General features: G+C 55.6%; 15 protein-coding genes. 6 read left to right on the top strand and 9 right to left on the bottom strand.

Annotated elements, in window-relative coordinates:
- Positions 1-145 precede the first annotated feature (145 nt).
- A complete protein-coding gene (locus ABSG49_RS05755) occupies positions 146-1,348 on the bottom strand; it encodes a TIGR00297 family protein (RefSeq protein ID WP_424025164.1) in 1,203 nt (400 codons plus the stop codon).
- 96 nt (positions 1,349-1,444) lie between these two features.
- Between ABSG49_RS05755 and ABSG49_RS05750 the strand changes: the two genes are divergently transcribed.
- A complete protein-coding gene (locus ABSG49_RS05750) occupies positions 1,445-4,036 on the top strand; it encodes a valine--tRNA ligase (protein WP_424025163.1) in 2,592 nt (863 codons plus the stop codon).
- Between the two features lie 170 nt (positions 4,037-4,206).
- Here ABSG49_RS05750 and ABSG49_RS05745 read toward each other — a convergent pair whose 3' ends face one another.
- The 4 genes from ABSG49_RS05745 to ABSG49_RS05730 form a co-directional block, all read right to left on the bottom strand.
- The gene (locus tag ABSG49_RS05745) at positions 4,207-4,941 is read right to left on the bottom strand and encodes a homing endonuclease associated repeat-containing protein (RefSeq protein ID WP_424025162.1); all 735 of its coding nucleotides are present in this window, start codon (positions 4,939-4,941) and stop codon (positions 4,207-4,209) included.
- A gap of 954 nt (positions 4,942-5,895) precedes the next feature.
- The gene (gene tmk / locus ABSG49_RS05740) at positions 5,896-6,513 is read right to left on the bottom strand and encodes a dTMP kinase (RefSeq protein ID WP_424025359.1); all 618 of its coding nucleotides are present in this window, start codon (positions 6,511-6,513) and stop codon (positions 5,896-5,898) included.
- A complete protein-coding gene (locus ABSG49_RS05735) occupies positions 6,507-7,160 on the bottom strand; it encodes a HisA/HisF-related TIM barrel protein (RefSeq protein WP_424025161.1) in 654 nt (217 codons plus the stop codon). The genes tmk and ABSG49_RS05735 overlap by 7 nt, the downstream gene beginning before the upstream one ends.
- A gap of 398 nt (positions 7,161-7,558) precedes the next feature.
- Positions 7,559-8,176, bottom strand: coding sequence for a hypothetical protein (locus tag ABSG49_RS05730; protein WP_424025160.1), 618 nt, complete (start codon positions 8,174-8,176; stop codon positions 7,559-7,561).
- Between the two features lie 201 nt (positions 8,177-8,377).
- On the opposite strand from ABSG49_RS05730, the gene ABSG49_RS05725 reads away from it, so the two are divergent.
- Genes ABSG49_RS05725 through sixA form a run of 3 tightly spaced genes read left to right on the top strand, consistent with a single transcriptional unit; the run spans position 8,378 to position 11,080 of the window.
- Positions 8,378-9,064: a (5-formylfuran-3-yl)methyl phosphate synthase gene (locus ABSG49_RS05725; RefSeq protein ID WP_424025159.1), complete on the top strand. Its 687-nt coding sequence runs from the start codon at positions 8,378-8,380 to the stop codon at positions 9,062-9,064.
- A 3-nt stretch (positions 9,065-9,067) separates the two neighbouring features.
- Positions 9,068-10,537, top strand: a complete 1,470-nt coding sequence (guaB, locus tag ABSG49_RS05720) for an IMP dehydrogenase (RefSeq protein ID WP_424025158.1) — start codon at positions 9,068-9,070, stop codon at positions 10,535-10,537.
- Positions 10,538-10,585: 48 nt separating this feature from the next.
- Positions 10,586-11,080, top strand: coding sequence for a phosphohistidine phosphatase SixA (gene sixA / locus ABSG49_RS05715; RefSeq protein WP_424025157.1), 495 nt, complete (start codon positions 10,586-10,588; stop codon positions 11,078-11,080).
- Between the two features lie 371 nt (positions 11,081-11,451).
- Here the strand turns inward: sixA and ABSG49_RS05710 are convergent, their stop codons facing one another.
- The 3 genes from ABSG49_RS05710 to metG are packed head-to-tail and all read right to left on the bottom strand — an operon-like array spanning position 11,452 to position 14,431.
- Positions 11,452-11,679, bottom strand: coding sequence for a hypothetical protein (locus ABSG49_RS05710; protein WP_424025156.1), 228 nt, complete (start codon positions 11,677-11,679; stop codon positions 11,452-11,454).
- 58 nt (positions 11,680-11,737) lie between these two features.
- Positions 11,738-12,397 (bottom strand): hypothetical protein, encoded by a 660-nt coding sequence (locus ABSG49_RS05705; RefSeq protein WP_424025155.1) that lies wholly within the window; start codon positions 12,395-12,397, stop codon positions 11,738-11,740.
- 45 nt (positions 12,398-12,442) lie between these two features.
- The gene (gene metG / locus ABSG49_RS05700) at positions 12,443-14,431 is read right to left on the bottom strand and encodes a methionine--tRNA ligase (protein WP_424025154.1); all 1,989 of its coding nucleotides are present in this window, start codon (positions 14,429-14,431) and stop codon (positions 12,443-12,445) included.
- Between the two features lie 19 nt (positions 14,432-14,450).
- Between metG and ABSG49_RS05695 the strand changes: the two genes are divergently transcribed.
- A complete protein-coding gene (locus tag ABSG49_RS05695) occupies positions 14,451-15,263 on the top strand; it encodes a hypothetical protein (protein WP_424025153.1) in 813 nt (270 codons plus the stop codon).
- A gap of 179 nt (positions 15,264-15,442) precedes the next feature.
- Here ABSG49_RS05695 and ABSG49_RS05690 read toward each other — a convergent pair whose 3' ends face one another.
- Positions 15,443-16,408: a phosphoesterase gene (locus ABSG49_RS05690; protein WP_424025152.1), complete on the bottom strand. Its 966-nt coding sequence runs from the start codon at positions 16,406-16,408 to the stop codon at positions 15,443-15,445.
- Positions 16,409-17,000: 592 nt separating this feature from the next.
- On the opposite strand from ABSG49_RS05690, the gene ABSG49_RS05685 reads away from it, so the two are divergent.
- The coding region (locus ABSG49_RS05685) for a DUF3821 domain-containing protein (protein WP_424025151.1) at positions 17,001-25,836 on the top strand (8,836 nt) is incomplete at its 3' end.

The following is a 25,836-nucleotide window of genomic DNA, read 5'->3' as shown; positions in this document are numbered from 1 at the left end:
TAATATATTATCGAGTAACAATTGATACTCCACTCAAAATTTTAAGAGATTTGCCTTTCAATGTTTTCTCTTCTATTGTATTGAAGGCGTGGTAATAAGACTTGTAAAAAAATCCGCAGCAGCAACTGAACCGGATCGCCCTTTTTTATAATTTCAGGAATAGCAAGAGTGCAACAGCCACGACGCCCCCGCCGATCGTGGCGATCAGGTTCGTTCCCGCGTTGCCAATGAAACCCCGGTTCTCCAGCGTAGCACCGACAAAGCTGTCGATGTTGGTGCCGATAAAGCCGGCAAGCGTGCAGACCAGGACCATCGGGAGGGTGATGACCCCGAGGAGAAATGCTGCAACCGAGACAACCAGGCCGCCAAGCAGTGCCACCGTCTCACCGACCAGTGTCACCCCGCCGTTCGTACCGATCGGGACCTTCTTCAGGGTGGTGATCATGGTAGGGATCCCCCCGGTCACACCGATCTCGCTTGCAAGGGTATCCGCTGCCGCGGTTGCAACACAGCCGACATACATGACGATGAAGACCGGCTGCTGGAAGACGCCGAAAAGGATCGCTGCCGCGGTTGCAGCAATCCCGTTTGCAAAGACGTTGCGGTATCCCCGCGCCCCGCCCCGGCCCTGCTCGACCCCGATCCGCTTCTTGTACTCGAACTTGTATTTCGTGGCCGCCGATCCCAGGATGAAGAAGACGAGCATGACCAGAAACCACCGGGGACCGGCAAAGACGAGCAGGATGATACCGACCAGCGCCGATGAGAAGAGACCCGAGAGGTCCGCCGTCTTTGAGCGGTAGGCAAAATACGCAAACGTAAACCCGACAATGACCGCCGCCACTACCATCTGGAGATCAGCCTGGTAATTGAGTTCCTGGATCAGCAGCATTGTCATCGCGGTGCCAACTCCTTCGATGATCAGCGAGTCCTCGTATTTCAGGAGGATCACCTTGAGGAGAACCGCCGCAATAATCCCGAAGATAATGGTCAGGATCGAGGTCTCGTGGAGGTACGCCATGACGAGAACACCGGCCCATGCAGTCGAGATAATGTAGTACAGGTACGTGTTCAGGTCGTCAGCGCCGGTCTGGAATACCAGTTCCCCAAGGACGAGCATCGCAAGTGTAGCGGCAAGGACAAAAAATGGCAGGAGCCCGATACCATAGAGCACGGCAAGCACGCACATGGTATAGGTGAGGTATTTTGTATCGAAAAATCTCCAGAGGATGAGGGCGCAGAGGATGACGACAAGCCCCATCAGCCATGCAGGTTTGAGGTAGGGGCCGACAAGGGTGGCACCCGCCACCAGTGTTGCCGCATACCCCAGTCCCCGTTGTCGTTGCATTGGTCAGTCATTTGTCTTCAAGCAAAAAGAGTTTTATTGTGCCCCTACCGGGCGATGCGATCACTATATTTTATTTCACGACCAACCTTCTCCCGAATGGTGTCATCTGATCAACTGCCGAAAAACTATGATTTCGCCGAAGTGGAGGAGCGCTGGCGAAAAACCTGGCGCGATGAGGATCATTATTTTGACCGGGACTCGAAAAAACCGCAGTTCGTCATCGATACACCCCCCCCGTATCCCACGGGGAATTTCCATATCGGCAATGCACTGAACTGGTGCTACATCGACTTCTTCGCCCGCTACAAGCGGATGAAAGGGTTCAATGTGATGTTCCCGCAGGGCTGGGACTGCCATGGGCTTCCCACGGAAGTGAAGGTGGAAGAACTCAACCATATCACGAAGAACGATGTGTCCCGGGAAGAGTTCCGGCGGATGTGCCGCGAACTGACAGAAAAAAACATCGCGGCGATGCGCCTCACGCTCCGGAAGATGGCATTCTCCACGGACTGGAGCAACGAGTACATCACGATGTCGCCGAAGTATTACAGCAAGACGCAGCTCTCGTTCCTGCGCATGCTGGCTTCCGGCTACATCTATCAGAGCGAACACCCGGTAAACTACTGTACCCGCTGCGAGACCGCAATCGCATTTGCGGAAGTCTCCTACGATGACCGCGAGACCCAGCTCAACTACTTTGATTTCGACGGTGTGGAGATCGCGACCACCCGTCCCGAGCTCCTCGCTGCCTGTGTCGCTGTCGCCGTCCACCCTGATGACGAGCGCTACCACGAACTCAAAGGCAGGACCATGAAGGTCCCGCTCTTCGGCCACGATGTCCCGGTCGTGCAGGACGAGGCAGTGGATCCTGCGTTCGGGTCGGGAGCAGTCATGATCTGTACGTTCGGCGACAAGCAGGACGTCCACTGGTGGAAGCAGCACAACCTTGCGCTCCGGAAGGCCATCGACCGGCAGGGAAAGATGACCGCCATCGCCGGCAAGTACCAGGGCCTGAACACCACCGAATGCCGTGCTGCAATCGTCGCTGACATGAAGGCAAAGAATATCCTGATGAGACAGGAGAAACTCGCCCAGCGTGTCGGTACCTGCTGGCGCTGCAAGACACCGATCGAGATCCTGTCCGAGCGCCAGTGGTTCGTGAAGATCAAACCGGATGAGATCCAGAAAGCTGCCCACCAGATCACGTGGTATCCCGAGCACATGCTCCGCCGGATGGAGAACTGGGTGGACCAGATGGAATGGGACTGGTGCATCTCGCGGCAGCGGATCTTCGCCACCCCCATTCCGATCTGGTTCTGCACGAAGTGCGGCGAGATGACCGTGCCGGACGAGAAAGATCTCCCGGTCGATCCCATGGTTGTACAGCCCGGTCATCCCTGCAAAAAGTGCGGCGGCACCTCGTTTAACGGGGAAGTGGACGTGCTCGATACCTGGATGGACTCGTCGATCTCGGTCCTGAACGTGACCGGCTGGGACGGCAGCGGCAAGCCGAAGATCTTCCCCGCCCAGATCCGGCCTCAGGGCCATGACATCATCCGCACCTGGGCGTTCTACACGATCCTGAGGTCTGTCGCCCTCACCGGTTCAAAGCCATGGGAGGAGATCCTTGTCAACGGCATGGTGCTGGGCGAGGACGGGTTCAAGATGAGCAAGAGCCGGGGCAACATCATCGTCCCGGAGGAGATCCTTGTCAAGTACGGCGCCGACGCCCTCCGGCAGTGGGGCGCGATGGGCGCTGCGACCGGTTCCGACATCATGTTCAACTGGAACGACGTCGTCGCCGCGTCCCGGTTCCAGACCAAGATGTGGAACATCACCAAGTTCGCCCTGCTCCAGCTGGGGAAGGATGGCTTCGACAAGGACGCGCCGGTCACTGCCCTGGCCGACCGCTGGCTGCTCGTCCGGCTCTCGGACACTATCCAGCAGGTGAGCGAGGCAATGGAAGCCTACCAGTTCGATGTCGCGCTCAAGGCAATCCGCGAGTTCGCGTGGGACGTGCTTGCCGACAATTACATCGAGCTCGTCAAGGGCCGACTCTACCAGCAGGACGCCTCACGGGCCAGTGCCTGCCTCGTCCTCCACACCGCGTTCGACGCCCTCTGCCGGATGCTCGCACCGTTCACCCCTTATTTCGCCGAGGAGTGCTACTCCTACCTCAAGGGCGAGAGCGTCCACAGGCAGCCGTGGGTTTCATTCACGTTCGAGGACGAAGCGGCACGGAAGGAAGGCGATCTTCTCGTGCAGGTGGTAGCTGAAGTGCGGAAGTACAAGCACGATGCCGGTCTCGCACTCAATGCCCCGCTCGGGAAAGTGACCATCTATGCCCCGCACACGGTCAATGACGAAGGGGATACCGGGCGGACGCTCAATGCCGACGTCCACTGGCGCACCGATGCAGCAAAACTCGACCGGGTTGTAACCGACATCGAGTTCAACCGGGGTGTGGTTGGGCCTACGTTCCGGAAACAGGCGCAGGTATTCATGACTGCAGTCCGGGCGCTCTCACCGGAGCAGCTGGCCAACCCGCCGAAGACTATTGTTCTTGAAGGTACGGAAGTTGCTGTACCGGAGAACGCGTTCACCCCGAAATACTCCTACATGGAAGAGGGAGCGAAGGTGGACGTGATCACGGTTGGCGACGTGATCGTGACGATTGCGAAGAAGTGAGTGAGAAAATTTAATTTTATCTTTTTTAACGAGTATATCATCTAAATTATGTTTTTTCCGAGGTTTATTTGGTCGATAGGATGTTTCCCCCCCCCCTTATGGGGGTCGGCACGACGCCTCGTCGGGTCGCGCCTGGGCAAGGTAGTTAATAAGGCCGTTCGAGTTGTTTCCTATTCTTGTGAATCACTTTTTCCCAGATTGCATGAGTCACAAAGTGTTTGAAGGTTTTCCAAAGTGCTTTTTCCACCTTTGGAGAATGGGATAATATGATCTATATGCAATTTTGTTCCGAAATCCGTAGAAGGATTTTTTCCGCAAAATACACACTTGAAATGATCTCGGTTCAAAACTTTATATCTCAAACTAAGTGAAACATTTCTTGAATTTTCTTTGGAATATCTTACCTTCCCATTTTTCTCATGTACTACAAAATCCTCTTCTTTGGACCGGACAAAAGTATCAGATAAAATATCTCCCCCTATTTGAAATTCAATAAATTTTTGACATGCATTAGTCCAGCTACCAAAGCGCTTCTTGTATGCGCCTATGCTAATTTTTGGATCTGATGCTTCCCATTCAGTTCTAGATGGTCTTTGTCCTACTTTTTGCCATATCCGACCCATTTCGTCAAACAGGTCCTTATCGGAATAAATTCGTTGTGGGGCATAAGGACGCGGGGATAAGTTTAATCCTTTTTGTTGAAGATGTTTTTTTAATGCCGCAAGACCTTTTTTCCAGCTACCAAAATGTGTCTTGATTGCACTTGCACTGATTGTTGATACTTTGTTAAAATCTCTCCATGAAAATTCAATGTAATTAAAATGTTTTGCAGCGTTTTCAAGTGCTTCGATTTTTTTATCTTCGGGTATTGTATCTATTCGCCTTCGCTGGAAATTGAAGTCCATAATTATTTCATTGAACGCGTCACGGATATTTGAATAAATCTTTTTTGCTTTTTTCTATCGACAGGTATTGAACCGCAGCGGGGGGGCCCCGTCGGGGCTCAATTACCTTCAACCAATATTGCAGGTGATCTGCCCACGTGGAATCCGACTAGTCGTCGCGCCGACTCCTAGCATACTCCTCCGCCGTAAACCCCCTCCTCCGCCGTAAGAATACCTTAGAATAACGCCCCATTCCCCAAACGGGGCTCAAATTGAGCCGCATATAATGCCCTCCGGAGCCTCATAGCAGCGTTTGGCGGGCATCTTTTTTGCTCGCCCGCCTTTCAAGTCAAACAAACGATTTTATGCGAAAACTCACCCAGCTCCTGAAAAGGTCAATGCTACCCCCACCTGGCATTCCGGGCCCGAATTATACCCCGGTGGAATCCGGGCATTTTACGCGGTTTTCCAAAAATGCCCGGTTCGGCAAACCGGGGATTTTGCGGGGTTTTCTGTATCTCATATGTCCCTAGATTGTATAGCCCCGGCCGATGAAGAATCGTGATGATCTGCCGGACCCTATGTTCATGCGAATCCACCAGGAGTTTTACCCCAAACAGGGGGGTGGCGGATCCCAATCGGAGCCCGATTTGAGCCCGGTTCCGGAATTTTGGGGAAACGGAGCCCGTAGAGGGCCCGGATTGGGAAGGTTGTCTGTCCTGAAAATGAGGATCCCGGAAGGATGCTTTGGGGGGCGGTTTCCGACGCTGTGAGCAGGGACCGGGGACCGGATTTTTGTCCGGGCCGGAAATTTTTTTAAAAAATTTTTCTGAAATTTTTTTGAAAAGAAAAGATCAAAAATTTTTTTCGGGAAAATTTTCCGTGAAAAAAATTAAAAAAATTTTCCAAATCACCGGGATTTCATGAAGACTCCGGAATTATTTTGCCGGAGGCTCATGAAAATGTCTGGAAAAATTATTTCTTCCTTTTCTTTTTCCCGGATTTCAGGTCCTGCCTGATCGCCCCCGCGACAAACTCCGCGATCGCTTCCTTTTCAAGCATCGCATCCACAACCACAAACCGCGACGGCTCATTCCGGGCGTACGCAAGATAATTATTCTGCACCTTCTCCAGCACCTCGCGTTTCTCGAAATGCTCCCGCGCACCGGCAGGTTTGAGCCGGGTCAGGGCTTCATCGATGGGCAGCACGCAGAGGAACGTCCGGTCCGGTATGATCGACCAGCCGTTGTGCATGGCCCGCAGCCACTGTTCCGGTTCCGGGATGATTCCCTGCAGCGTCACGGACTGGTAGGCATACCGGCTGTCGCTGTACCGGTCGGAGATGACCAGTTTTCCTTCTGCCAGCGCCGGGCGGACAACTGTTGCAAGATGCGCGGCATGGTCGGCTACGAACAGTGTCGCTTCCGTTACCGGATCGATCTGCTCCGCGATCGCCCGCCGCACGGCATCTCCCACCCATGTTGCACCGGGCTCCCGCGTGAAGACGGGGTCGAGATCCGCAAGCAGTTCCCTGAGCGCAGCATGAAGTGTGCTCTTCCCGCTCCCGTCAATACCCTCAAGCGTGACTAGCAACAGCTTCCCCTCCGTATCCATGCACGCGGGACTGCCCCGTGGTGCAGTGCCGTGGCAATGATCGCCCCGTCAATGTCCGCATCGCTGAGCGCCTGCAGGTCGGCAACGGTTGCAACGCCCCCGCCATAGAAGAGCTTCCGGTGATAGGCGACTCGCATTTTTTTGAGCATGTCCCTGTTGATACCCGTCTCCGTCCCCACGGCACCGATATTGAGGATGATGCACCCGTCAAACTTCCAGCCGTTTGCCTGCCGGAGTACCTCCTCAGGGTCGCGGTTGAATGGTATGACAGATCCGTCTTTGATGTCAAGGCTTAAAAATCCGCCACGGTATTGCGAGAGGTCGTCTCCCCCGGTCTCGGTACCGACAATATTCACAATATGATAACCCTCGAGCAGATCGTCCGGCGCCCTGCACCCGCGGTCGACATAACAGCGGCCGGCATGCGATGCGCACTGCCGGATGATCGTGTCGTGTGAACCGGTCCCCTCGATGCGATCAAGGTCTGCGATGTAGATGGATTGTGGCCTGATCGCTTTGACAAAACCCACGGGTTCTGCCGTCGGGGAGCATCCCCAGTCAAGCGGTTTGTAGCTCTCACGCAGCCCGGATTTACCGTGTACGACCATATTATGCCGCAAATCCATTGCAAGAACCAATTCCATACGAGAACGAAACCTCTTTTTAATAATTATCTAATCATGTATTATTAGGCAAATCCTGGCATACCAAACCGGCTGTCGATTTGGTCTTTGATGGCAGTCATACGGCTTCTGTGCTTCGTATGTTACTGGGAATTAATCATTTATTCATTTTATCTATCCTCTTCCATTTTTCAAAAGGATACACAGGTGCAACAAAGAATGGGATATCTGGAAAAAAATAAAAAAAATGACTGTGGGAGGTATGTGTTTAACGCGCTGCTCTGGATGTATGGCTGGCGGCTTATCCAAACGTCGCGCGGGCTCTTCAAAGTAATGCGATACTACAGACATGATACGGCAGATGAATGTCAAAATCCAACTTTAAAATCGGGATCATGAAATCATGTTTTCGGAACCCTGACCTCAATCACATATGAATTCAGATGTCTTGCCGTTATATCGAAGGTATATTCCTTATTCCCCTCGTAAAATTTCGTTGACCAGGGACGGGGATCTCCGGATCGTTGCCAGAGGTAAATATCAAGTCCGCCGGGGGGCTCGACCGTCTCGATCTCTTCTCCACGTGCAGCATCACTGATGACCACTGACAATGAAGGGAATACCGCCGAGTTAGTACCGGTTGCCGAATGCGAATCCTGTCCTCCGGTAACGATAGGGTCTGCCGTATACCACATCTCCCAGTAACCATAAGGAACAGTGACATTCACCGATTGCCTGCCGGATTCTCCGGTAATGGTTGTAACCGTCATCAGTTTCGAACTCTCCCCAAGAGGATCAGGAGTCTGCACCGTGGCAATAGGTATTTGAACAGTTTGCGGTATTGTGGTTTGAGTTATTGCCGATGTAATTATTGTCGATTGAGTCACTGTTGTCGGTGGAAGAGAAAGTGGTGAGATGGTGGTTTGAATATCCGATTCTTTAACAGAATCTGAAGTGCAACCAGCGAGAAATACTGAAACGATCATGGCAATCCCCAAAATAAAAATAAAATGTCGCATAATTTTCTTATTTGAATCTTAAATGATAATATATCATTTCGATAAACGATGGTAGAATTTTTGAAATTAAAACCGAAGGAAAAAGTATTATTCCCTCAATCTAATACAGTGAGGAAAGGAGGATGCATCCATTTATCCCAAAGGTGCTCTGAAAGGATACTTTCACGCAATCACTATGAGGATAAAAGATCATTAAACTGTATGCAATTGTTGGTCAGCCCAAGCTCTATTGACGAGGCAAGGCATGCCGCTGCCGCTGACATCATCGACGTCAAGAAACCCTCCGAAGGCTCGCTCGGCGCCAACTTCCCCTGGGTAATCCGTGAGATCAAGGAGTTTGCACAAAAACCGGTAAGTGCCGCGATCGGTGATTTCGATTACAAACCGGGAGGGGCCTCTCTTGCCGCGTACGGCGCTGCCTGTGCCGGGGCTGACTATGTGAAGATCGGGCTCGCGTTTGAAGGGCATGACCGGGCTCGCGATCTCATCGCCGCAGTTGTCCGGGCAGTAAAAGAAGAGTTCCCGAAAAAATATGTTGTGATCGCCGCATACTCGGACTATGCCCGCATGCATTCGATCTCGCCCTTTGACATGGCCCCGATCGCGGCGGAGTGCGGGGCCGATGTTGCGATGATCGATACCGGTATCAAGGACCGCCAGAGCACCTTTGCCTTCATGGACGAAGATGCGCTCCGTGCCTTCACGGACGCGAACAGGAAACTCGGCCTCGGGACTGCGCTTGCCGGGGCCTTTAAATTCGAGGACATCGATGCGCTCAAGCGGATCAAGCCGGATATTATCGGCGTCAGGGGCATGGTGTGCGGCGGGGACCGGAATGCAACTGTCAGGGAAGATTTGATCAAGACCGCGCTTGCGATGATCAGGTGACCTATGTTTGTCGAAAAACTGGATGTACCACTCTCATTAACCTTTGATGATGTCCTGCTCGAACCGCTGGCATCATTGCTCGAACCGGCCGAGGCCGATACGCGCTCATGGTTCTCGAAAAATATCAGGGTGAATATCCCGCTGGTATCAGCGGCCATGGATACCGTAACCGAGGCGACGATGGCGATCGCACTCGCACGTGAGGGAGGGATCGGGGTTATCCACCGCAACATGACGCCCGAACACGAGCTCCAGGAGATCATTGTCGTCAAGCAGGCAGAGGAACTGATCGAGCGCAATGTCCTTTATGTCGAGGACACTGCCTCGGTCTCGGACGCGGAGCGCCTGATGCACCAGTACAGTATCGGCGGCGTACCGGTCGTCAACAAGGGCAAAATCATCGGGATCGTCAGCCGCCGGGATGTGCGGGCGATCGTCTCCAAGCGCGGCGATGAGAAGATCAATACGATCATGACAAGGAAGCCGATCATTGCGAACGAGGATATTACCTCGGAAAAAGCGCTCGAGATTATGTATACGAACAAGGTCGAACGCCTTCCCGTGGTGAACAAGAAAGGGAAACTGATCGGCATCATCACGATGCAGGACATCCTGGAAAAGCGCCAGTATCCTCTCGCAAGCCGCGATGCAAAAGGCAACCTGCGCGTGGCCGCGGCAGTCGGCCCGTTCGACTTCTCCCGTGCCGAACTCCTCGACCAGAACGGCGTGGATGCGCTGGTCGTTGACTGTGCCCACGGCCACAACATGAAAGTGGTAGCAGCGGTCAAGGAGATCAAGGGGAGTGTAAAGGCCGATGTCGTGGCGGGCAATATCGCGACAAAGGAAGCGGCTGAGGCGCTGCTGAATGCGGGGGTCGATGGTATCAAGGTCGGTATCGGGCCGGGTTCCATCTGCACGACCCGTATCGTTGCCGGCACCGGTGTCCCGCAGATTACGGCAGTCTCCCAGGTCGCAGATGTGGCAAAGGACGCGGATATCCCGATCATCTCCGATGGCGGCATCCGATATAGCGGCGATGTGGCAAAGGCGATCGCGGCCGGGGCAGACACGGTGATGATGGGCAGCATGTTTGCCGGCACGGATGAATCCCCGGGCAAGGTGATCACAATGAAAGGCCGGCGGTACAAGCAGTACCGCGGCATGGGATCGCTGGGTGTCATGAGCAGCGGGCAGTCCAGCGACCGGTACTTCCAGAAGAAGGATATCGGCAGCACGAAGTTCGTGCCTGAAGGAGTTGAGGGAGTCACCCCGTACGTGGGACATGTCGGGGAGGTCATCTACCAGCTTGTCGGCGGGCTTAAGTCCGCGATGGGATACACGGGTTCAAAGACGATCCCGGAGATGCACACGAAGGCACGGTTCGTCCGGATCACCAATGCCGGCATGACCGAGAGCCATCCCCACAACATCCTGATCACGGACGAAGCGCCCAACTACCGGCTCTTCGAATAACTCCCTTTTTTCACAATCTTTATCCCTCCACCGTGCGTCAGTCCCTGTGTGGACGTCTTCATCTTACGGCACGGGAAGGCAGAAGATGCCGGGCCGGGCGGAAGCGATGCGGACCGGCAGCTGACGAAGAAAGGGCGCGACGAGATCCTTGCAGTCGCGCACTGGATCACTGCACAGGATATCCGGTTCGATCTTATTGCCGCAAGCCCGCTTGCCCGGGCACAGGAGTCCGCAGCGATCGTAGCGGACGTGCTTGGCGTGCTGGAAAATCTCGTCACGTGGAACGTGCTGGAGCCGGGCGGGAACCCGGATGCGGTCTGCCGGGAGATCGGCAGGCACCCGGATGGTTTTTCAGTCCTGCTGGTGGGCCACGAGCCATTGCTGTCATCGCTCATCAGCCGGATTATTTCCGGGGATGACCATGCAGGGATCGTGATGACCAAGGGCGGGCTTGCGAAGATCCGAAATTATTCGTACACCGAGCATCCTTCCGGGGAACTGCACTGGCTCCTGACAGCAAAGCAGATGGCCGGGCGGAAGTGATCGGGGACTGCGCCTGTTCCTGCGTTTCCCGTCACGATCGTTCCATGATTGAACCACATGGTACGATCCCGTTACCCGGCATATTTTATGATTATAAGTGCTGCAACACCAGATTCTCTGATCAGAGTGCCTCGTCCCTAATGACCGGGACGTGAAACACTCGTATCCGTAAATACCCGCATGCGGCCCCGTGAGGTATCCGCCGGCTCACTTTCCCCGGTGGATCCTCCCGTGCGGCCATTGTTGCCGGTGCGGATAGCAAGGAGACATTCGGATCGCATGCAGCACGACATTCATCTATGTCGTGCAAGCCTGCGTCCAGGAGACCATGCCATGACCACGAACGACCATGCTCCGGGATTCGGATCTCATCATGCCCGGAACGGATCGAATCCCGGCACCCGTGCGCGCCCGCACAGGATGCCGGCAGGGGGATGGATCCGGGACATTGCAATGAGCGAGAACTGGCGCACGACAACGATTGTCCAGCGCCACCGTGACCGCGCTGCAAGACCTGCATCCATCTGAACCGATCCTTTTGCACAGGGGACCGGACGTTTCACCTCATCCACACCCTTGCCGGGTGACCAGCCCGGCATGCATACCTCTTTTCGAACATTGATCGGTCCCGCGCCAATGACCAGAGACAGATTGTTTTCAGCAAATGACCGGCGTTGAGGATTCAACGAGGATGATCTCGCAGCCCGCTGGATAGGAATCGTTCCGTACGGTGCTCGTATCGATGAGATACTGGGAACCGGGTGAAGCCCCCCGGATATCGACCAGTTTGCCCTTGATGATCAGGCAGCTGCCGGCCTGCGCTCTCTTCACTTCACTCTCCAGCGTCGAATTCAGGAAAACAAGGTGGTTGTTGCTGATGTGCTCATCGATATATTCCTCCGTGAGCCCGGTGTAAGCAGGGACATCGTAACTGTATTTGAGCGTGTGATCACCCATCGTGAACTTGAAATACGAGAGAATATCCGGCCTGATCAGGTCACCATTCACCACCGCAAGATCGAGTGGGATGATCCCGTCGGGCATTGCAGCGGGGTACTCGTGCCTCCCGACAACCTTGCCGGCAAGTGTGTACGCGTAGTGTGACGTGAGGGTAAACTGCCATTCGCCCGCTGTCTTGCTATACTGTTGCGGCGCGGGGAGGGGGCTCTGGAAGAAGCCGCCATTGCCGTCGGGAAGTCCGGAGGACCCGTTAGTGGGCATGCCGGCTCCGGAGACAAAATGGAAGACCAGGAACCCGATGATGAAGAGCGGGACGAGGATGAGAAGCCATTCCAGGAGAGTGCGAAGGCGGGACATGGGGAAAAAGGGTTACAGGGTCCACTCGGTCAGTACCCAGTCTTTTTACCGGATCTTCGTCCCCGGCTCCACCGGTTTCAGCGGCATAAGCAGCGAGGCCGCATCCCCCGCGGCGAGGATCATCCCGTTGCTCTCGACACCGAAGATCTTTGCCGGTGCAAGGTTCGTGAGCACGACGACATTCTGCCCTACCAGTTCTTCCGGCTTGTAGAACGGAGCGATGCCACTCACGATCTGGCGGGTCTCGCCGCCAACGTCCACCTGCAACTTCAGTAATTTGCCCGATTTCGGAATCGTTTCGGCCGCAAGGACAATACCTGTCTTCATCTCAACTTTTGCAAATTCTTCAATGGATATAGCGGGTGTCTTTTCCATCTTCCTGTTCGCCTCCGCGACGCGTTTCTGGAGCAGGGCATCGAGCTCTGCGATCTGTTTATCCTCCATCTTCACAAAGAGGGGGGAAGGGGGCTTGATGCATGCCTCGGGCACCGGGTGCGTGGCATCGCTGACCGGGTGCTTTGCCACGCTATCGTAGTATCCGAGCTGCTTCCAGCACCGTTCGGCTGCATCCGGCATCACCGGTTCGATGAGGAGGGCGAGGGCTTTTGCGATCTGGACAGAGTTCTTGATCACCTGCGCCGCTGCCGCCCGGTCGGTCTTGATCAGCTTCCACGGGGCACTGGTCTGGATGTAGGTGTTCCCGAACGCGGCAAGCGCCATGATCGCATCGACTGCTCCCTTGAACTCGTAGTCCCGCATGAGTTGATCAACAGTCGCGAGGCTCTTTTCGATCTCGGCCGTGATCGCCGGATCGACCGGGCCGGGCGGGATCCCCTCGAACTCCTTCTGGGCAAAGTAGAGCGTGCGGTACACAAAGTTGCCGAAGATGTTGACCACCTCGTTGTTGATCCGCTCTCCGAACACTTTCCATGAGAAGTTCAGTTCCTTGGTGTGGCTCGTGTACGCAAGCAGGTAGTAACGGAGGTAATCGGCGGGCAGTCCCTTATCGAGATAATCGTCGTTGGTCCAGACCACGTAACCCCGCGACTTGGAGAACTTGTGGTCATCGACCTTCACCATCCCGCTGGCAACGATCGCATGCGGGACACCATATCCTGCACCTTTGAGCAGCGCCGGCCAGAAAATAGCGTGGTGGTAGATGATGTCGCCACCGATAAAATGCGTGACCCGGTTCTCGCCGCACCAGTAGCGCTTCCAGTCCTTGCCGTTCTTCTGTGCCCATTCCTCGGTGAACGCGATGTAGCCGATCGGGGCATCGACCCAGACATAGACCACGAGGTCGTCGCGGCCCGGGAACTTCACGCCCCATTCGAGCGTGCGGGTAATGCACCAGTCGTGGAGGTCTTCCCTGATCCAGCCGATCGCGTAATTCTTCGCATTGCTCGTGCCACGAACGTTGTCGAGAAACGACAGGAGGAAGTCCCTGAACTCCGAGAGCTTGAAGAAATAGTGCTCCTGGTCCCGGAACTCGGCCCTGGTCCCGCAGACCTTGCAGACCGGGTCCTTGATCTCGCCGGGTTCAAGGTGTTTGCCGCACCCCTGGTCGCACTCGTCTCCCCGGGCCGTCATGCCGCAGTGGGGGCAGATGCCCTCCACGTACCGGTCGGGCAGGAACCGCTTGCACTTCGTGCAGTAGGCCTGGTGGACGACCTGCTTGTAGATGTAGCCGTTCTTCTCGAGTTCCAGGACGATCGCCTGGGTCCGGTGATGGGTCGCCGGGTCGTCGGTCATCCCGAACCGGTCGAACATGACACCCATCCGCTGGAAGGTCTCGTCGAAATGTTTGTGGTACCGCTCCGAGAGCGCCCGGGGGGAGATCCCGGCTTCCTCGGCCGAGACCACGATCGGCGTCCCGTGGTTGTCCGAACCGCAGACGAAGAGGACTTCTTCGCCTGCCCGTCGCATGTAGCGGACGTACGCGTCGGCAGGGACATACGTTCGCAGATGACCTAAATGGCAGGGGCCGTTGGTGTACGGCAGCCCGCAGGTGACGAGCAGCGGCTTTTGATTCATCAGTACTTTTTAGATGCTTATGAGTAATAAGATCTCTACAATGGTAAAACGGCTCAAACTGGCAACGCGGGCATTCGGGGCGGAGCCCGGGCAGCCGGAGGTAGCCGCACTCGTAGAATGGATAGCGGATCACCGGGGCAGGGCTGCGGATATCATCACGTACCTGCTGGAACAATCGCTCGCCCCGCAGGTTTCAGCAGAGATCCAGCTCTCTTGTGCCGGCGGTACATTTTATGCCGGTCGTATACGGGACTGTCTCCTCGGGATCAAAAGCAGCCGGATCACGGACGACCTCAGCCTCGATCCGGGCCCCATTGTTGAGGATGCCGCCGGGATCGTGGTGCAGAAAAAAGGTGCGTGGTGTGCCCTCCCGGCTCCCCATGATCTTGGCCTCACTGACCGGTATTACCAAGATGATGACGAGTACCACGACGCAATCCATTCCGTATATAACACCCTCATGCGTACTATGCGGGACACCGGGGTTGCGGGGCATGTCCTGATCGCGGAATCGATCGATGAACCGGAGGTGCAGGCACTTGCCCGGAAAAATGTGTTCTTCTTCCAGCCGTCTCCCACGAGAAAGGATCTCGCGATCCTCCTTGAGCGCCAGCGGCAGGTTGCGATCAGCAGGGAGATGCTCCCCACCCTCTTCGAGCTGAAGGGCGAATATGATTTTTCACGGATCTTTCTCATGGACCCGGACCGGGGATCAGTGCGGCTCGCCCTGTCCCATCTTGATCCGGACCAGATCAGTGCCGGGGGATATTGTAAACAGGACTGCGGCGATTACTGGAAAGACCTTGTCGCAGCTGCTGTATACGAACGCTGATCTTTTTTCGCGGTAACTGTCCCTTGGGTTTGCAGATATGCGGGGATAAAAAAGAGATGGATGGCAGGAGTAATGATAATCCATTGTTGTGATCGTGGCAGGGCAGGATGAAGCCGGTCTGCTTATCAGGAGGCTTCTCTCATAAAACGTGATCTTCAGAATCGACAAAGCACTGTTTGTCAATATGCTTCGGCAACCTTCACGAGCTCGTCAAAATGCCGGCTCTTCTTGAAGAGCCACCACGTGAACCGTTCCACTACGGAAAAATTGAACGAGCCGCCGGCAGCGCCCGGGTGCCCCCCCCCGCCGAACTCGCGGGCGATGAGATGGCTGATGGGCGGGACCGAACGGATTGAGAATTTGCCGTCCTTTCCGATGATCACCTCTATCTCGGTATTTTTCTCGTCGCGGATGAAGTGGGCGGTCTCGCTCGGGTACCCGTACATCGGTGCAAAGGCGATGCGGTATTTCGTGCCGGTGAAGGTAGCGTGCTTTAAGCTCTTCCGCATCATCGCCTCCATCTCGGCCTTGATCTCCTTGTACTCGTGCTCGATCCGTTCGTCCGAGAATACTCCTCTGACAAGAGAGTCCCGCACATACTCCCGGTTCGCTTTTCTCTGGAGCACCTGGCCAAGTACTGCCGAACGGGGATCGGCATGTTTCCAGAGATCGTAATCGCAGACGACCCGGGCGACTTCGCTGGCCACAGGATCCTCCGGCAGGAGGTCCCGGGCGACAATGCCGGTACCGCAGACCGACGTATCGATCCGGAGCAGCGACACCGCTTTTTCGGTTTTTTTGATCTCCTCTTCACGCCAGCGGTGGTGGTCTCGCCATTCAACCATCCAGCCGTTCTTCCGTGCCTTTCCTGCAATGGCTTCCGCATCCTGATGGAATCCGAGATCCGAGATGGAGAGAAGGTCCCCCCTGCCCTCACAGGAAGCGACAAGGGAGAAGAGCGCGGGAAATTTTCCCACGGAGCTCCAGATGGTGAATACGCCATCAGTGCCAAACTTCATCCTGTGCACGGCATCCGCTCCCACGGCATCCAGATCGTTGTGGGTCAGGTGGACGACATGCGCAGCGCGGCTTTTTACTGCATTCGCAAGACCTGAGTCCTGGCCGCTGGTGTTTGGGAGCCCCATTGGTTAATACTGCCATTCCGGCGTATAAAAAAGAACGGTACTCTATCCATAGGATTGATCAAAAGATATTATGGCAACTCACCGGAAGGCTTTATCTGGAGAGAACATACCGGCACATCATGAGATGATGCTCAATTAACCAGATTCATATCATATAACCTTCACATTTTCGTCTTAAGATAAAATCAGTAACAATATACGTTTAGACTTCCGAAATGAGATATTATCGGAGTCCGGCGACTGAGTTTGGGTTGTTACAGAACTCAACAGATACATGCCGGCACCATACCGGCCATTCACACTATCCTGCAGGAAGTGTTCCAGGAGGGCGTGCAAGGACTGCCACAGTCAGGTCTCTGATCAGGTATTAAATACCGCAGGGGATATGAGACGTGAACGTGCACAGTGATTTATACGGATACAGTCAGCCTTTCGGAGCCCTGTTGACCTTTGCAGCACTAGCTGCTGAATGGACAATGGCTGACAGAATTGCTGATATCGACGGGACGGGAAATGCAGGTGTAATTACCAGATCCGGTGCAGTCAGAAAGAAAGGAAGCATTTTTTGGTCCAGCGGGGAGCGCTGGTCACCATGAAGCCGATACGACTCGCCTGCACCGGGATCCTGATCCTGATTTTACTCTGCGGTATCGCCAGTGCGGAGATCGTTCCCGATTTCTCTGCAATCCCGACATCGGGTCACGCGCCATTGGACGTCCAGTTCACCGATGCCTCAACCGGCGGCCCCACCGGCTGGGCCTGGTATTTCGGCGATGAGAATTACACTGCGCCCTGGACATTGCTGAACGCGAGTTCCGAGTGGGCAGGAAGAGACTGGCACAGCAGTGTGGCGACACCGGACGGCAGCATTGTGCTGACCGGTGGTTGGGACACGAATAACAAGGGTGATGTGTGGCGGTCAACGAATTACGGCACTACGTGGGCGCTGGTGAACGCGAGTCCCGGGTGGGCGGCAAGACATGCTCACAGCAGCGTGGTGATGCCCGACGGCACCATCGTGCTGACCGGTGGTTACAGCGGCGGCCTGGGCCAGAATGACACATGGCTGTCGACGGATAATGGCGATACGTGGACAGAAGTGAACGCGAGTTCCGGATGGTCGGCACGGGGATATCACAGCAGTGTCGCGATGCGGGATGGCAGTATCGTGCTGACCGGGGGTCGCGACAGTGATGGCAACCGCCTGAATGATACCTGGCGGTCGACGGATTATGGCGCAACGTGGACGTTAGTGAATGCAAGTTCCGGGTGGGCGGCACGATCCCATCACAGCACCGTGATGACACCGGATGGCACCATCGTGCTGACGGGGGGGTATAACGGAAGCAAAGATTTTAATGACACATGGCGTTCTACGGACAACGGTACCACGTGGAAACGGGTGAATGCGAGTTCCGGATGGTCGGCACGGGATGGTCACAGCACCGTGGTGATGCCGGACGGCAGCATCGTGCTGACGGGTGGCGGGTCTGGTGCTGATATTAAGAATGATACGTGGCGATCAACAGACAGGGGTGCAACATGGACGTTAGTGAATGCAAGTTCCGGGTGGGTGGCACGAGGATATCACAGTAGTGTCGCGATGCGGGATGGCCGCATCGTGCAGATGGGAGGCTATGACGGCAGCACCTTTTTGAATGACACGTGGCAGCTTATGCCCGCCGGGTCATCAGCACAGAACCCTTCGCATACCTATACCACACCGGGGAACTACAAGGTCGCGCTGCAGGCATACAACAGCGCCGGTTACAACAGCACGCGGAAATCTGCGTATGTCACTGTGAATGGTGGAACCTTCAATATCTCCGGCACGGTCTATTATGCCGGGGCCAAAACCGGGCCGATTCTCGTTGAAGCTTTTACACCCCTTATCAACGGGACATTCAACTCGGTGGGAAGTACCGTGATAAGCTCGCCGGGTCCCTATTCGATTGCAGTGCCGAATGGAACCTGCTGGCTGCTTGCAACCATGGATAACCAGACCGGTATTCAGCCTACCGGATCGCCGATCAACAAATCTGTATACTACCGGCCTGACCAGCTGAATGTGCAGAATAACCTGACCGGCATTGATATCACGCTGTTCGAGATCCCGGTAACGGACAATGCAACCTTCGTGATTGTCGAGAACCGGCAGGCCCACACGCAGGGCGATTCCCTGATGCACGGCACCCAGCCCAAGCCGCTCAACATCACTGAGGACCTGCATGTTGAAAATACAGGAGATACAAGTGTGCTCATCCTCGATACTATGACGGTCGGGGTTGAAGGCTCGGATATAGCTGATGTCGGGGATCCAAACACTGTCTGGGACTCAGGCCACATTGTCTGGGATTACCCGGACCGGTATGCAATCCAGCCAGACAGCAACATGGGCTTCGCGTGGAAGACGGATATGACGGTCACGGACAGTCTCCCGTTTACTCTCAACCGCAGCGTTAACCAGTCGGTGTTCACCGCCCCGGCGTACCAGTTGCTTACCTTTAACGCAAGCTTTGACACGATGACCTGTGACTGGATCTATGGCAACATCGCGGTGTATGCCAACAGCTCAGCTCCGGTGAACGCAACGATACTCAACAGCACGTTCCAGACGGATGCCCCGCTCCTAGGATTCCACCCGGTCACCGATCAGATGCTCGAGTTTAACCTCGATGAACAGAATATGCAGGCCGACCGGATCTATAACTTCTCGGTTGTACTGCTTGTAGACCCGTCACAGGCTCACGGCCAGCCCGTGAACTATAAACCGCAGATCCTTCTGGCACAGGGCACGAATACCGGTTCTCGCGGGGGGGCAATGAATGATACCGCCGTCATGCCGGCGGATATGCTGCCTGCCACGGTTACTCATGCCTATCTCAGCAACTACTTCCCCACAAACTGGAGTTATGGGAATGCTACAAGCAAACAGGCAGTACTGAAAGAAGTGATCAGTATTGCAAGCCATCAAGCAATTGATTTCACAGCAAACGTGACCTCCGGCGCTGCCCCGCTCACTGTCCAGTTTACCGATGCCTCAACCGGCAGCCCCACCGGCTGGGCCTGGTATTTCGGTGACGAGAATTACACGGCGCCATGGATGCAGGTGAACGCAAGTGCCGGGTGGTCGGCAAGAACCGATGATAGCAGTGTGTCAATGCCCGATGGCAGCATCGTCGTCATGGGCGGGTACAATGGCACAGGCTCGCAGCTGAATGATGTGTGGCGGTCAGCTGATGATGGCGCAACATGGACGGAGATGACTGCACATGCCATATGGTCGGGGAGATGGGGTCAAAGTAGCGTTGCAATGCCGGACGGCAGCATCGTCCTCATGGGCGGTGATGACGGTAGCGCTAATAGGAATGATGTGTTGAGGTCAACGGATAACGGCGCTGCGTGGACGGAGATGAACGCAAGTCCCGGGTGGGACGGAAGATACCACCACACCAGCGTTGCGATGCCGGACGGCAGCATCGTCCTCATGGGTGGTTACACCTCATCCGGCGATATTAATGACGTGTGGCGGTCGACGGACAATGGCGCCACCTGGACTCAGCAGACTGCAAGTGCCGGATGGTCGCCAAGAGAAAGGCCAGTCAGCGTTGTAATGCCGGACGGCAGCATCATCCTGATGGGTGGTGCTGAAAGCAGTGGCGTCCTAAAGAATGACACATGGCGGTCAACGGACAATGGCGCTACCTGGACACAACTGACAGCGAGTGCCGGGTGGTCACCGCGAGTCAGTTTCACCAGCCTGGCGATGCCGGACGGCAGCATCGTCCTCATGGGTGGTCAGGGTTACGGTGGCATCTTAACGAATGACACGTGGCGGTCAACGGATAATGGCGCCACCTGGAAACAACTGACAGCGAGTGCCGGGTGGTCGCAAAGGGACGATCAGACCAGCGTTGCGATGCCGGACGGCAGCATCGTGCTGATGGGTGGTCAGGGTTACGGTGGCACGACAAACGACGTGTGGCGGCTCATGCCCGCCGGATCATCGGCACAGAACCCGTCGCATATCTATACAACCCCGGGGAGCTACAAGGTCGCGCTGCAGGCATACAATGCCGGCGGATACAACAGCACGCGGAAAGCCGGGTATATCGCGGTCACGGGAAACAATACGATCATCAACATGTCTGCCACCATCTTCATCGGTGAAGAGGGTCTTAACGTCACCCATGCCCTGAACCAGGCACAGGGCGCTCCCCTTGACGGAATACCCCCATTGACCACCATCGGGTGGTGGGAATCGGGTCATGATATCAGCACTACGGGACCCACCAGGACAATCGATCTTGCTGCCGGACAACAGTATAACAACTTCTTAGTTTCCCCGGCAAATTTTGTCGGATATTCCGGCTACTGGTACGTTGTCGGTTCTGGTGGGACCGCAGAGACCGGGGCGCCGGTATTCAATGTCCAAGACCCCGTCCTTGACCTCAGAATCTGGGATTTTGATCACAGTTCTGATGTAACCGGTACGACAGTCCCCATGGGAACCCGGCTCGGTTTCCGCGTCGACACCAACATGTATATGGCCGTAATAAACCCTGATAACCGGGGCCCGATCAATCCTGCGACTGACGGTTACATAAATATCATCGTGAAGAACCAATCCGGCACGACAGTCCCGGCCTTATATAACGATTCCTTCAGTGCCGGTCCCGTTGCCGGTCCGATTTCCGTAAAAGCGAATTTCGTGAACGTCCAGCCATGGTACTGGGGCTCACCGACTGCATCGTGGCAAACAGGTGCACGTGACGGCACCGGCAATCACGCCACCCCGCCAGGCACGTATACCGTCATGGCTGTCTCAACGCTCAACCACATGAGGGATAATTACCTGAATGTCGGGGCAGACTACACGGGAAAGACGGTTTCAGCGGCACGGACAATTACTCTAAAAGGGACTCCCGTCAACTTCACTGCGAACATCACTACGGGGGTTACCCCGCTCACCGTCCGGTTCAACATTACACAGACGGTCATAAGTCCAACCAAATGGAACTGGACGTTCGGTGACGGCGGTAACTTCATCACTACGGTAAGCACTCAGCGCAATGCAACTCACACGTATTCGACATCGGGATGGTATACCGTAAACCTCACGGTTACCAATGCAACCGGGTCTTACATGGCGTTAAAACCCGCGTATATCAACGTCACTACCCCGGCCCTTCCACAGGCAGAGTTCCGCATCAGCCGCGATATGGTAGTTCAAAGCAACAGCAATTCCCTGTCCAGCGGCATCCATAACATCTCCGTTATGAATACTCTGGTCATCAGACATCTGGCTGACGGGACGGGAACCAGCTTTGGCAACCTGAGGTATTCAATCCAGACGAACAACATTACCTGGGTTCAGGCAGATCAGTCTGCACAATGGAACGATACTTCTGCAACCTGGCAATTCCCGGGAGAGTTTACGATCCCTGAGAATTCAAATTTCGGGCCTTCAGATGCAACTTCGGAAACGAGCTTTCAGCTTACGAACATAAGCCTGAACCGGGGGTTCAACCAGACCAGATTCAACAGTACCGGTTACCAGTTTGTCGGCGGAAACATGACATTGACAGATATGACCGGTATCACGTCTGCGCAACTGGTTATCAACATGCCCTTCCCCAGTGACTATGTCAACGCTACGATCGTTCCCGGCTCATTCTTTACTGATGCCCCGGTATTATCGACAGGGTACTCAAACGACATGATCGCGGTATCGTTGGACACGTCTGCTATGGAACCGGGTACAGTCTATAATTTCTCATCGGTATACAGGGTTGAACCTAACGGAACTACGATCCGGTATAAGCCGGAGGTGAGCGTGACCCTTGGGACTTACTATAACAGTTCGGCAGGTACGCCGGGATATGGTGCAGATATGCCGTCCTATCTGCTTCCGGAAAATGTGACTGCGGCATCCGTTGGAACGGATACAGTCATATCATGGCACCTCGGAGAAGAGCATACCCTTGTAGCCAGGCTGAACAACAGAGTTGATCCGCTCCCGGCCGCCAACTTTACCGCAAATAGTACCTACAGTCATGTACCGATGGTGGTCAGATTTAATGACATTTCGACGGGATCACCGACAGCCTGGAACTGGAGTTTCGGCGATGGTGACTATTCCGAACTCCAGAATCCCGTACACACCTATACGTATGGCGGTAACTTCACGGTATCCCTAAACGCATCAAACTCAAACGGTTTCGATATCGCGACAAAACCGGGTTATATTGCTGCTGAACCGCCATCAACAGATCCCATCCGCGTCATTTCTGCGGGCGGGAATGTATTCATCGGTGAATCAGATCTCAACATTACTCAGAGTATGGGCACGAACACTACGATAGCGTGGTTCGCTCCCGTTGCACTTGATTCTTCAACCGTTCCAAACTGGACCATCGATGTGTCGGGACACGAACATGCATTTACCATAGACCCTGTCAATTTCGTCGGGCGTAATGGCACGTGGTACAGCTGGACTGGCGGCAGCACGCTCGGCGGGTCACCGATCGCATTCAATGTCACTGATCCGTCCATTGAGATCGCCGTCATGGACGTAACGACCGGCGCTGATCCGGACGGGAAGACCATCCCGGCAGGGGACCAAATCTCATTCCAGTTGAATACCACGATAGCAGACGGAACAACCGCGCCGGGAGTTCCGCTGAGAATCGTGGTCAAAAGACCGGATGGCACCACCTATACCACCCTCGTGAACAGTTCCGGGGGAGCCACTCCGCTCAGTATCCTGACAAATGAATCCGTGTATGCCACCGGCCCGATCTGGGATACCGGGAACGGTCTCTATCCCATGGGCAAGTACAACATCACGGCAATCTATGACTTTAACGAGATGACAGAAACCTACCCGGTGGTCGGCAGGACGATTGCGCAGTTCCGTACCATCAACCTGTCGTTGTCAGCACCCGCGCCGATCCAGCCGCTCCCGGCAGTAAAAACAGCGTCTCCGAGCACGGGATTCAACGCAAGCACGATCAGTTTCACGCTGACGGGAACGGATTTCCAGCCGGGACCCGGCAACACCACCGTGCAGTTCCGGAACCAGACCGATATTCTTGTCCCGACGCTCACGAATGTCACGGCTACCCATATTGACGGGACGCTCGTGATCCCGGAGGATGCAACCGTCGGACCCTGGAATATCCGGGTTGTTACGGACGGAGGAGAGAATACGCTGGTCGGCAAGTTTGCCATCATACAGCTGATGAAACCGACGATTACCGGCAGCATCACGCCCCTTACCGGTGTGCGGACAGACCTCGTCAGGTTCACGCTCGGAGGTACCAACTTCCAGCCCGGTGCCGGGAACACCAATGTCACGCTCTTCAACACGACGTATGGCGGCATCATCACGGCCCAACTGGGCAGCGTGACACCAACCGCGATCGCCGGGAACTTCACGATACCGGCCGATGCAGCCTTCGGGAAATGGTTCGTCAACGTCACCACGGTCAGCGGCGGCACCAGTACCTCGCCGGTAACGTTCACGGTAGTCCAGCAGAACACGCCGAAGATCTCAACCATCACCCCGACCAGCGGGTTCCGGAACCGGACCCTCACGGTCACGCTGGCCGGCACCGGGTTCCAGGTCGGCACCGGCTCGAACGTCTCGTTCTTCAACCAGACGTATTTCACGACTAACGCGACCTCTATCTATGCGAATGTCACGGGAGTGACGTCAACCGCCATCACGGCCCGGGTCTTCTTCCCGGACGATGCACCGGTCGGCCCGAACAGCTGGCTCGTCAACGTCACCACCGTCGACGGCGGCACCAGCACCTCGCCGGTCACGTTCACGCTCCTGCAACCCGTTCCGACCATCACCGGCAGCATAACACCCCTCAACGGAGTACGGACGGACCTCGTCACGTTCACGCTCTCCGGCACCAACTTCCAGCCCGGTGCCGGGAACACCACGGTCACGCTCTTCAATTCAACGTATCCCGGGGTCATCACAGCCCAACTGGGCAGTGTGACGCCGACCGCGATCACCGGGAACTTCACGATACCGGCCGATGCAGCCTTCGGGAAATGGTTTGCGAACGTGACCACCACTGACGGCGGTACCAGCACCTCGCTGGTCCCGTTCACGGTCACGCAGCAGCTGAAACCGGCAATCACGTCGATTACACCAGCGACCGGGTTCCGGAACCGGACCCTCACGGTCTCGCTGGCCGGCACCGGGTTCCAGGTCGGCACCGGCTCGAACGTCTCGTTCTTCAACCAGACGTATTTCACGACTAACGCGACCTCTATCTATGCGAATATCACAAGCGTAACATCGACTTCAATCACGGCCCGGGTGCTCTTCCCGGACGATGCACCGGTCGGATCAAACAGCTGGATCGTCAACGTCACCACGGTCGACGGCGGCACCAGCACCACGAACTGCTGGTTCACACTCCTGAAACCCGTGCCGACGATTACCGGCAGCATCACGCCCCTGACCGGCGTGCGGACAAGCACCGTCACGTTCGCGCTCGCCGGCACCAACTTCCAGCCCGGCCCGGGTAACACCACGGTCACGCTCTTCAACACGACGTATCCCGGGGTCATAACGGCCCAACTGGGCAGCGTGACGTCGACTTCGATCGCCGGGAACTTCACGATACCGGCCGATGCAGCCTTCGGGAAATGGTTTGCCAACGTCACCACGGTCGACGGCGGTACCAGCATGTCGCTCGTCCCGTTCACGGTAGTCCAGCAGAACACGCCGAAGATCTCGACCATCACGCCGACCAGCGGGTTCCGGAACCGGACCCTCACGGTCGCGCTGGCCGGTTCCAACTTCCAGGTCGGCACCGGCTCGAACGTCTCGTTCTTCAACCAGACGTATTTCACGACTAACGCGACCTCTATCTATGCGAATATCACAAGCGTAACATCGACTTCAATCACGGCCCGGGTGCTCTTCCCGGACGATGCACCGGTCGGATCAAACAGCTGGATCGTCAACGTCACCACGGTCGACGGCGGCACCAGCACCACGAACTGCTGGTTCACACTCCTGAAACCCGTGCCGACAATTACCGGCAGCATCACGCCCCTCACCGGCGTGCGGACAAGCACCGTCACGTTCACGCTTGCCGGCACCAACTTCCAGCCCGGCCCGGGTAACACCACGGTCACGCTCTTCAATTCAACGTATCCCGGGGTCATCACGGCCCAACTGGGAAGTGTGACGCCGACCGCGATCGCTGGGAACTTCACGATACCGGCCGATGCAGCCTTCGGGAAATGGTTTGCGAACGTGACCACCACTGACGGCGGCACCAGCACGTCGCTCGTCCCGTTCACGGTCACGCAGCAGCTGAAACCGGCAATCACGTCGATTACACCAGCGACCGGGTTCCGGAACCGGACCCTGACGGTCGCGCTGGCCGGTTCCA

Origin of the sequence: Methanoregula sp. (assembly GCF_049510175.1) — an archaeon.
Lineage (GTDB): Archaea > Halobacteriota > Methanomicrobia > Methanomicrobiales > Methanospirillaceae > Methanoregula.
The sequence above is the reverse complement of the archived record's forward strand: the minus strand, read 5'-3'. Positions and strand labels throughout refer to the sequence as shown.

What these genes read in the sequence shown, in the direction of transcription:
- ABSG49_RS05755 (WP_424025164.1), bottom strand. Translation starts at nt 1,348, where the DNA reads ATGCAACGACAACGGGGACTGGGGTATGCGGCAACACTGGTGGCGGGT.
- ABSG49_RS05750 (WP_424025163.1), top strand. Translation starts at nt 1,445, where the DNA reads ATGGTGTCATCTGATCAACTGCCGAAAAACTATGATTTCGCCGAAGTG.
- ABSG49_RS05745 (WP_424025162.1), bottom strand. Translation starts at nt 4,941, where the DNA reads ATGGACTTCAATTTCCAGCGAAGGCGAATAGATACAATACCCGAAGAT.
- ABSG49_RS05735 (WP_424025161.1), bottom strand. Translation starts at nt 7,160, where the DNA reads ATGGATTTGCGGCATAATATGGTCGTACACGGTAAATCCGGGCTGCGT.
- ABSG49_RS05730 (WP_424025160.1), bottom strand. Translation starts at nt 8,176, where the DNA reads ATGCGACATTTTATTTTTATTTTGGGGATTGCCATGATCGTTTCAGTA.
- ABSG49_RS05725 (WP_424025159.1), top strand. Translation starts at nt 8,378, where the DNA reads ATGCAATTGTTGGTCAGCCCAAGCTCTATTGACGAGGCAAGGCATGCC.
- guaB (WP_424025158.1), top strand. Translation starts at nt 9,068, where the DNA reads ATGTTTGTCGAAAAACTGGATGTACCACTCTCATTAACCTTTGATGAT.
- ABSG49_RS05710 (WP_424025156.1), bottom strand. Translation starts at nt 11,679, where the DNA reads ATGCCGGGCTGGTCACCCGGCAAGGGTGTGGATGAGGTGAAACGTCCG.
- ABSG49_RS05705 (WP_424025155.1), bottom strand. Translation starts at nt 12,397, where the DNA reads ATGTCCCGCCTTCGCACTCTCCTGGAATGGCTTCTCATCCTCGTCCCG.
- metG (WP_424025154.1), bottom strand. Translation starts at nt 14,431, where the DNA reads ATGAATCAAAAGCCGCTGCTCGTCACCTGCGGGCTGCCGTACACCAAC.
- ABSG49_RS05695 (WP_424025153.1), top strand. Translation starts at nt 14,451, where the DNA reads ATGAGTAATAAGATCTCTACAATGGTAAAACGGCTCAAACTGGCAACG.
- ABSG49_RS05690 (WP_424025152.1), bottom strand. Translation starts at nt 16,408, where the DNA reads ATGGGGCTCCCAAACACCAGCGGCCAGGACTCAGGTCTTGCGAATGCA.